The 1,221-nt window shown below is 61.5% G+C and carries 1 protein-coding gene; it reads left to right on the top strand.

Annotation, left to right across the window (positions count from 1 at the left end; genetic code table 11):
• On the top strand, window positions 1–829 hold an 829-nt coding region (locus JKG68_RS32440; protein ID WP_210346530.1), incomplete at its 5' end, for an AI-2E family transporter.
• Window positions 830–1,221 lie beyond the last annotated feature (392 nt).

A 1,221-nucleotide genomic window follows, 5' to 3' on the forward strand; every position in this document is an offset into this window, starting at 1 on the left:
GGTCCGCCTGGAGACGAGCGCATCAGGCCATGGCGCAAGCCTCACATCGCAAACGAAGGGTGCAACTGTAGTGCTAGTCCAGAACCTGGAGCAGTACCTGGTGCGGGCGCTCAGGGCGCTGGATGCCCGTGATCTGCTGCCCGACACGCCGGAAGCGGTGGCGGGGCGCCTGATCACAGACATCAAGGACAGCCTGGGCGTGATTGCCAACAACGTGCTCGGTCGCACGGTCGGGATCATCTTCGGGACATTTAGTTGGGCGCTGACCCTGTTTGCGGTGGTCTTCATCGCCGCGTCGCTGCTGGCCAACGTGCGCTCATTCAAGGCGGCTTACCTGACTAGCGTGTCGGGCCACTACCGCCACGACGCCCAGGAGTTCTGGGAGGCACTCGGCCATGCTCTCTCGTGCTACCTTGGCGGCCTCGCTGTGGTGCTTGCCATCCAGGGAAGTCTCTCCGCGGTGGCGCTGTTCCTGATTGGAGTGCCCTACCCGCTGGCGCTTGGCGCCTGGATGTCGATCACGGCAGTCATTCCCTACCTTGGCGCCTGGATTGGGGCGATTCCAGCACTGCTGGTGGCGTTCTCCATCTCGCCAACCGCGGCCGTGCTAACAGGAGTTCTCTTCCTGGCGATCCAGCAGTTGGAGGGCAATGTTCTGACGCCCCGCATCCAGGCGCAGACCATCAAGGTACCCTCAGTCCTGGTTTTCCTCGGTGTCTTGGCAGGCGGATCGCTGGCCGGGATTACCGGCGTGCTTCTCGCAGTGCCAACGCTGGCCACCTTCCGCGTGATATCCGACTTCTCCCGGGTCAGGCTCCGAACCGAATAGAGGCAGGCTCACTTTTGAACCGACGTTCCGGTCAGAATGCCTACGACCCTTGAGGTTGGAGGAGCCTATTATGCTGCATCCCTAAGTAACCGCGTGTCAGCCCGACCCTTCAGCGGTGCTCACGCCGTTACTCCCTCACAGGTTGGACTGGGTGGTCTTGCCGCTGTACTTGGCCAGCAGGCATAGGTGTAGCGATCAGCGCTCTAGCTGTGCTGTTTCTCCCCAGGCATGGGTGCAGGGGGCCGCATGATTTCATAGGGCTGGGTACATCTGCCAGGGTCGTGGTCGCGCCCGCATGATGCTATGCTTCAAAGCGGAGCAGTACGTTCAGGGATCAAGGATCGACAGCGATGATCACAATGCCTGAAATGGCCGCTGACACGCTTGGCAAG

The organism is Microvirga aerilata, assembly GCF_016743775.1.
Lineage (GTDB): Bacteria > Pseudomonadota > Alphaproteobacteria > Rhizobiales > Beijerinckiaceae > Microvirga > Microvirga aerilata.